This is a genomic window from Alcanivorax sp., from assembly GCF_040118815.1.
In the GTDB taxonomy this organism is placed as follows: Bacteria; Pseudomonadota; Gammaproteobacteria; order Pseudomonadales; family Alcanivoracaceae; genus Alcanivorax.
The window spans coordinates 35,759-43,644 of record NZ_JBEDTC010000013.1 but is presented as its reverse complement, the minus strand read 5'-3'; the positions used below and the strand labels follow the sequence as shown (position 1 = coordinate 43,644).

General features: G+C 51.6%; 6 protein-coding genes. All 6 read left to right on the top strand.

Translation table 11 applies throughout. The features are described from left to right. On the top strand, nt 1-578 hold a 578-nt coding region (locus ABNH18_RS09055), incomplete at its 5' end, for an efflux RND transporter permease subunit (protein WP_349382500.1). Nucleotides 579-843: 265 nt separating this feature from the next. Beyond that, a complete protein-coding gene (locus tag ABNH18_RS09050) occupies nt 844-1,230 on the top strand; it encodes a BlaI/MecI/CopY family transcriptional regulator (protein WP_007149039.1) in 387 nt (128 codons plus the stop codon). After that, nucleotides 1,230-2,192 (top strand): M56 family metallopeptidase, encoded by a 963-nt coding sequence (locus tag ABNH18_RS09045; RefSeq protein WP_035246380.1) that lies wholly within the window; start codon nt 1,230-1,232, stop codon nt 2,190-2,192. The genes ABNH18_RS09050 and ABNH18_RS09045 overlap by 1 nt, the downstream gene beginning before the upstream one ends. Before the next feature lie 10 nt (nt 2,193-2,202). Next, nucleotides 2,203-3,513 (top strand): TolC family protein, encoded by a 1,311-nt coding sequence (locus tag ABNH18_RS09040; protein ID WP_052042580.1) that lies wholly within the window; start codon nt 2,203-2,205, stop codon nt 3,511-3,513. Further along, a complete protein-coding gene (locus ABNH18_RS09035; protein WP_273010301.1) occupies nt 3,513-4,745 on the top strand; it encodes an efflux RND transporter periplasmic adaptor subunit in 1,233 nt (410 codons plus the stop codon). Before ABNH18_RS09040 ends, ABNH18_RS09035 begins: the two co-directional genes overlap by 1 nt. A 12-nt stretch (nt 4,746-4,757) precedes the next feature. After that, nucleotides 4,758-7,886: an efflux RND transporter permease subunit gene (locus ABNH18_RS09030; RefSeq protein ID WP_035246384.1), complete on the top strand. Its 3,129-nt coding sequence runs from the start codon at nt 4,758-4,760 to the stop codon at nt 7,884-7,886.

Here is a 7,886-nt window from a genome sequence, read left to right as displayed (position 1 = left end):
AGGGGGTCAGCTTGTCCTTTGCCGGTCAGTTCGAGTTCCTGGAGCGGGCCAATGCGAGGCTAAAAGTGGTGGTACCGGCGACCTTACTGATTATTTTCGTACTGTTATTCCTGACCTTTCGCCGTGTAGGTGAAGCCTTGCTGATTATGGCGACGTTACCGTTTGCGGTGACCGGCGGTATCTGGTTCTTGTATCTGCTGGACTACAACTTGTCGGTGGCTACTGGTGTCGGCTTCATCGCCCTGGCGGGTGTCGCTGCCGAGTTTGGCGTAATCATGTTGCTGTACCTAAAGCAGGCGTGGCAGGAGAGACAGGAGCAGGGCCAAAAGGGTGAAGCTGCCTTGATGGGTGCTATCCGTGATGGCGCGGTATTACGTGTTCGACCTAAGGCGATGACTGTAGCTGTTATTATTGCCGGCCTTCTTCCGATTTTCTGGGGGGGAGGCACAGGTAGTGAGATCATGAGCCGCATTGCTGCGCCCATGGTAGGAGGGATGGTAACAGCACCTTTGTTATCACTTTTCGTACTGCCCGCAGCCTATCTGCTGATGCAACGACGCAACAGGAATCCAGGTTAACCAAGCTTAAAGCTTGGGTGGTTGCGATTGTGAATAAGTAAATAGAGCACATAAGGATCGCAATCTTCTGGTCTTGGCACCCTGCTTAGTGTCAGATCAGTGCTGATCTGACACTAATAATCGGCGGGGGGTTACAGGTGCTAAAGACAAAATTTGTCCGTGTGATGGTGGGAGAGGGAGCTAGTCATACAAAAGCCGATTGACGATCGGTTTTAGGTGTGTCAGTCTGATTACCAGATTGATAATCTCTAAGTGGTTAGGATTCATGCAGCTGGGTGAACTAGAAAAGCAAGTCTTGCAATACTTCTGGAAGGGGCGGACGGCAGACGCAAAGTCTGTCTATGCGCATTTCGAGAAGCAGCGCGGAGGTACCTTGAATACTATCCAGAGCACGCTGGATCGATTGTTCAAAAAAGGGCTCCTTTCCCGTGAAAAACAAGGGCATGCCTTTCAATATAGTGCAGCCATGGATCGCCAAGCTTTTATCGCCAAGCTTATCGAAGAAATTGGCGAAGATTACAGTGCGGATCCTGGCAGTACCCTTATTGCAGCTTTCAGCACCTTTTCTGAAAAGCTGTCGGATGATCAGGTTTCGGCCCTGGAAAAGCTGATTGAAGCGCGCCGGGCTGCCGACTCGAAGAGTAGTTGCTGATGATATTCGGCTATCCGGCGTTGTTTCTTCACTTGTTGACGATCCTGATCTTGGGAATGGTCACAGGAACGATGATGGCTAGTCTGCTGGTTCGTCTGGTTGCCAGTCGTCTGCCGCACTATCAATTGGCTATACGAAGAAACCTACTTTGGGCCTTTGCCGTTTTTCCGCTGTTTGCCGGGGTGGCTGCAGCGTTGCTTTCCTACCTCCCTGAGTGGAAGCCTCAAGCGAACCTGTGGCTGGCCGACATTATTCATTGGCATCATGCCTATCTTTTCTCGCCCGCATCCTGGCATGGGGTATTCTTGCTTTTTTGCCTTATTGGGCTGCTGGCCTTGTTTGCTTGGAGGGGCTGGCAAGGGGTGTCCGAAGTTCAGCGTCAGCAACTTCTCGGACTGCTCAGTGAGCGCGACAAAGATGGACTAGCAGAACTAGACACCCCTGTGCCAATGGCGTTTGTGGCCGGTTTGTGGAGTCCCAAGGCCTATATTACTCGAGGCCTTGCCTCCAGAATCAGTGCGAAAGAGCGGCGGGTTATTAGTCTTCATGAGCAGGCTCATATTTGTCGCCGCGATCCGTTGGCCAAGTTCGCCTTCTCCCTGTTGACGTGCCTGTATCCCCCCGGTGTACGCCGTTTCCTGCAGGCCGAGTTTGAGCTGGCGATTGAACAGTTGGCTGATGAGTGGGTTGTGCAGCGCTATCCCCAGCCTGCAATTATCGCTCAGGCGTTACTCCAGGTGGAGAAAATCGCCGTAAACGCTCAAGACAGGCAAGCAGATGATGCATATAGCTATTTTGCCCGCCATGCGGTTGAACGGCGTGTTCATCACCTGCTAGGCGTCAGTGAATATCGTGCTTTGCCTGTGGTGACTGTTGTAGTGCTTGCTATTTCTGCAACATTAAGCAGCGCGGCCGGTGTTGACGTGCTCCATCATTTATTCGAAACCCTTTTCCTTCATTGAGAGAGTTCAGATGAGCTGGATTTCTGTTTTTTTTACGCGTAAAAAACCGATTGCCAATCGGTGTTTTACGCACTTGATGCTGCCCATTTTACTGCTGATAGGTCAGACCGCTTTAGTGGAGGATGCGGCGGCAGCCTCGCTGACTCTACAGCAAGCTATTGAGCGCAGCCTCACTCAGCATCCGCAACTGGAAGCCATGTCATTTCGTGCTGGCGCGTCACAGGCACAAATTAACCAAGCCAAATTAAGAACCGCTACCGAAGTCCAGTTCGAAGTAGAAGATGCGCTCGGTAGCGGTGTCTACGAAGGGGCTGACAGCGCCCAGGCGACCTTGAGTCTGAGCTGGGCTTTGGAAGGTAAACAGATAGATAGTCGGGTCGGCGCCGCTGAAGCGCGCCAGTCTCTGGTTACCATCGAGCTTGAGCGCCAGCGATTTGATGTAGGAGCGCGTACCGCACAAGCATTTCTCACTGCGCTGTCTTACCAGGAACGATTGGCTGTAGCCGAAGGGGCAAGAGACAGTGCGGCCCAATCTCTTGAAGAGATACGTCGCCGTGGTCGGGCAGGGGGGGCATCCCGAGTGGATGTCCTGCGTACAGAGGTGGAATTGCGTCGCCGTGAACTTGATGTGGAAGACCTGGAGCATGAGCTGGCGATAGCCCGTCAGCAGCTTGCAGCGCAATGGGGTAACAGTGATTCAGCGGACTTTGAGCTCCTCGGACAGCTTCAGACAAATCAGACGCTGGTATCCATGGAGGATCTGAAAGTCAGACTCAAAGACAGCCCTAGAGTCAAAATCTTCCTAACCCGAGCCAGGGTGAATGAATCGGAGATGGCGATAGCCAAGTCTGATGCGCTTGCAAGTTGGCGCTTTTCTGCGGGTGTCCGTCGCTATGAGGCGACAGATGATTTTGGCGTAGTGGCCGGTGTTGCGATTCCTCTGGGTAAAAATCGGCGCAATGAAGTAAGGGTCAGCGAATTGCAGGCTAAACGATCAGTCAATCAAGCCATGGCGATCAGCGAGGAATCGCGTTTAAAAGCCAGGCTGTTTGAGTTGTATCAAGCCTTACAGCACAGCCGGCATCAGACCAGCACCTTGCATGAAGAAATTATTCCTCGGCTACAGAAGGCGGTGGCTGAGGCAAATAAAGCATATTCGGTCGGCCGTTTTACTTATCTGGAATGGCAATCCGTTAAACAGGAATTGCTGGATGCTCGATTGGCGTTGATCAGTGCGCAGTTGAGCTCCCACGTTAATCTCACAGAAATTGAACGTCTCACCGGAATATCTCTCTCTGCAAACAGTAAGGAGAAAAATTAATGAAAGTAGCAATAAAAAATATTGGTCTGCTGTTAGTGGTTTGTCTATTGGCGATTCTCCCTACTGTTGGTATTGCTGCTGGTGCTGTTGAAAATAAAGAGGCCGAGCCTGATAAGGGACCCAATAACGGTCTGATGCTTCGCGAAGGAAATTTTGTGGTGGAGCTGGCTATCTTTGAGACCGGAGTGCCGCCAGAGTATCGCGCCTGGATAACTGACGATGGTAAGGCAGTGGATCCGGAAGTAGTGGAACTTGAGGTTGTGCTGACACGGCTTGGCGGCGTGCGTGATGAAATCGGTTTTACTGTTCAGGAGTCGTTTTTGCGCGGAGATATGGAAATATATGAGCCTCATTCATTCAAGGTGACGGTAACCGCGCAATATCAGGGGAAGAACTACCAATGGCAGTATGACAGTTTTGAAGGCCGCACAACCATCGATCAAGAAGTCGCTGACTCCATGGGTGTTGTCACGGAGGTCGCTGGTCCCGCTCTCTTGCATGAGACTATTTCTGCCTACGGAAAGCTGAAGCTTCCTCCTTCTGGAAAGCGAGAGCTGCGAGCTCGTTTTACAGGACAGATTGTCCGTGTGCACAAAAAACTTGGTGATACGGTTTCCCGTGGAGATATTCTTTTTACTATCGAAAGTAACGATAGCCTACGGTCTTACTCATTGCGTGCCCCTATGCCCGGTGTGATCGCTTTTATGGATGGGGGGGCTGGTGAGGCGACCGGAGAACGTATCTTGGCCGTCATAGTAGATATCGAGCAAACCCAGGCAGAAGTCGCGGTCTATCCTCTTGACCGCCAGCGGGTAAAAGAGGGTAACCGGGTCATGTTGAAGCAGGCAGGTGGCAAGACGCCGGTGTCTGGCGAGGTGATCTTTATTGAACCTATGGCTGTCTCAGGCCAGTCCCAGAACGTGCTAATAAAACTAGACAAGCTTCCTTTAGGCTGGAAGCCGGGGCAATTTGTGGCTGCTGAAATCGAAGTGGCTAAGCATCCGGTCGACCTTGCTGTGAAACGTATTGGGTTGCAGGGATTCAGGGATTTTACCGTAGTGTTTGCCAAGGTAGGGCAGCAGTATGAGGTGCGCATGCTGGAGCTGGGTCGCCAGGATAAAGAGTGGGTGGAGGTGCTCGGTGGTTTGAAGCCCGGCACCGAATATGTCAGTGAGAACAGCTTCCTTCTCAAGGCCGATGTCGAAAAGTCCGGCGCTTCCCACGATCACTAAAGGCCTGTAGATATGCTAGAAATCATAATTCAACACGCCATCCAGCGCCGCCGTTTGGTGCTGGTGGTTGTCGCTCTTCTGTCTTTTCTTGGATTGTGGAATTTCAGTCGCTTGCCGATTGACGCGGTGCCGGATATCACAAATGTCCAGGTGATGATCAATACTGAGGCGCCGGGATATACCCCGTTGGAAGTTGAGCAGCGGGTTACCTATCCGATTGAAACCACGTTGGCTGGCCTACCTGGGCTCGAATATACCCGCTCGGTCTCCCGTTATGGCTTATCTCAAGTAACAGCAATTTTCAGTGACGACACTGACGTCTACTTTGCTCGACAACTAGTAAGTGAGCGGTTATCAGGTGCCCGTTCAGATCTGCCTATGGGTTTGCAACCAGAGATGGGGCCAATCGCTACCGGGCTGGGTGAGATCTTTATGTTTACGGTGGATGCGGAACCCGGTGCCGTTGATGCACAGGGCAATTCCATTACACCCACGGACCTGCGTTCAGTGCATGATTGGATCATTCGCCCGCAATTGTTGCGTGTGCCCGGTGTTGTTGAGGTGAACCCCATTGGGGGCTATAAGCGGGAAATTTTGGTGGCTCTTGATCCGGGTAAGTTACTTGCAGCCGGTATCAGTCAGCAACAGATCGTAGAGGCTGTGGAGGCCAATAATCAAAATCGTGGTGTGGGATTTGTAGAGCAGAACGGCTCTCAATGGTTGCTGCGGGTGCCGGGTCAAGTTGTCTCACTTGAGGCTCTTTCCAATACCCTTGTGACGGCAGAGGATGGCAGTCGGTTACGACTTAAGGATGTGGCTACGGTAGAAGAGGGGCTGGAATTACGTTCGGGAGCGGCAACCCAGAATGGCCGCGAAGTGGTAATGAGTACGGTGTTTATGCTGGTCGGTGAAAACAGCCGAACGGTCGCTAGCGCAGTGGGTGAAAAGCTTGAGGAAATCAAGGCTGGCCTACCGGAAGGTATTACCGCCACCGCTGTCTACGACCGCACCGGTCTGGTAGAAAAAACCCTGGAAACTGTACAAAAAAACCTATTGGAAGGGGCGTTGCTGGTCATCGTTATCCTGTTCCTTTTGCTGGGTAATGTTCGTGCAGCGCTTCTAACTGCTGCTGTGATTCCCATCGCCATGTTAATGACCATTACTGGCATGGTACATGCGCGAGTAAGTGCAAATTTGATGAGCCTGGGTGCGCTAGATTTTGGTTTGCTGGTGGATGGCGCAATCATCATCGTGGAGAATTGCCTGCGCCGACTGAGCCAAGCGAAGGGGGCGGGGTCGTCACCAAGTCAGAAAGAGCGTCTGGTTATTGTCTTTACGGCAACCAAAGAGGTGATGCGGCCTGCACTGTTTGGTGTCTTTATCATTACCGCCGTCTATCTTCCGATATTTTCCTTGTCCGGCGTAGAAGGGAAGATGTTTCACCCCATGGCGCTGACAGTGATCATAGCCTTGGCTAGCGCCATGTTGTTGTCAGTAACGTTTGTGCCTGCCTGTGTAGCTTTGCTTTTTCGCAATGGAGTGGAAGAGAAGGAAAATAGAGCCATGATAGGGTTGCGAAATGGCTACCAACGTCTGGTAAAAAAAGCCGTAGCTCTACGTATGGTGGTTGTCTCTTTAGCTGTATTCGTTGTGCTCGTATCAATGTTTATGGCCAGTCGTCTTGGCAGTGAGTTCGTGCCGAATTTGGATGAAGGGGATATTGCTATGCATGCCCTTCGCATCCCTGGAACCTCCCTTGGTCAGGCAATTTCGATGCAGAGAACGCTGGAAGAAAAAATCCGGAAGATGCCTGAAGTGGAGAGAGTTTTCGCCAAAATTGGCACAGCCGATGTGGCAACCGATGCCGTTCCACCAAGCGTTGCGGACAACTTCATTATTCTCAAGCCTAGGGATCAGTGGCCAGATCCAGGGAAATCCAAGGCGCAAGTCGTCGAGGATTTATCTGCCATCGTCGATACTGTTCCGGGTAGTCGTTATGAATTTCTGCAACCGATACAGATGCGCTTTAACGAGCTGCTGGCCGGTGTTCGCGCGGAGCTGGCTATTAAAGTATTCGGTGATGACTTCAAACAGCTTGAGGCTGTGGGAAAGCAGATTGAAAGTGTGGTGTCTGAAATAGACGGGGCTGCGGACATTCAGATGGAGCAAGTAACTGGCCTACCTGTTTTGACGATTACACCTAAGGAGTCAGTGTTATCGTCGTATGGCCTAGATAAGTCAACGCTGCAATCCCAGTTGTCTATAGCATTAGGGGGTGAAGTGGCAGGGCGTTTCTATGAGGGTGATCGTCGAGCCGATATCGTCGTTCGACTGGCTGAAAAATATCGAACCGACATGGAAGGCTTGGGATATCTTCCTATTCAGGTTCCTGGTTTCGGTTCGATTCCCTTGCGCGAGCTGGCTAGTATTGACTTGGTTGATGGATTCAACCAAGTAAACCGTGAAAATGGCAAGCGTAGGGTGGTCGTCACCGCTAATGTGCGTGGCCGAGATCTAGGTTCGTTTGTGGAGGAAATTCGCGAAGCCATCAATGAAACCGTACAGGTGCCGGCAGGTTACTGGGTGGAATACGGCGGCACCTATGAAAAACTGCAATCTGCTAGTCAGCGACTGACGCTGGTTGTGCCACTGACATTGTTGATGATTGTGGCGCTGCTGTATTTTGCACTGGGTTCTATCAAGGATTCACTCGTGATCTTTACTGGTGTGCCGCTAGCGTTGACGGGCGGTGTGCTACTGCTGTTTCTCAGAGATATCCCCTTTTCCATTTCTGCAGCTGTGGGTTTCATCGCGCTCTCGGGTATTGCCATCCTCAATGGGTTGGTAATGGTGTCGTTTATCCGTGAGTTGATGCATGAAGGTGTAACGCTGGATGACGCGATTATTGAAGGCGCGGTGACCAGATTACGGCCAATTATAACCACCGCACTGGTGGCATCATTGGGTTTTGTGCCGATGGCGCTGAATACGGGTATCGGGTCTGAGGTTCAGCGACCACTGGCGACTGTCGTTATTGGCGGCATTATTTCTTCTACCTTGCTAACGCTATTTGTCCTGCCAGCCCTGTACCGGCTGGTCAATGGGAAGGCAGCGCAGCAAATCAACAACAAGGGAGTTTAG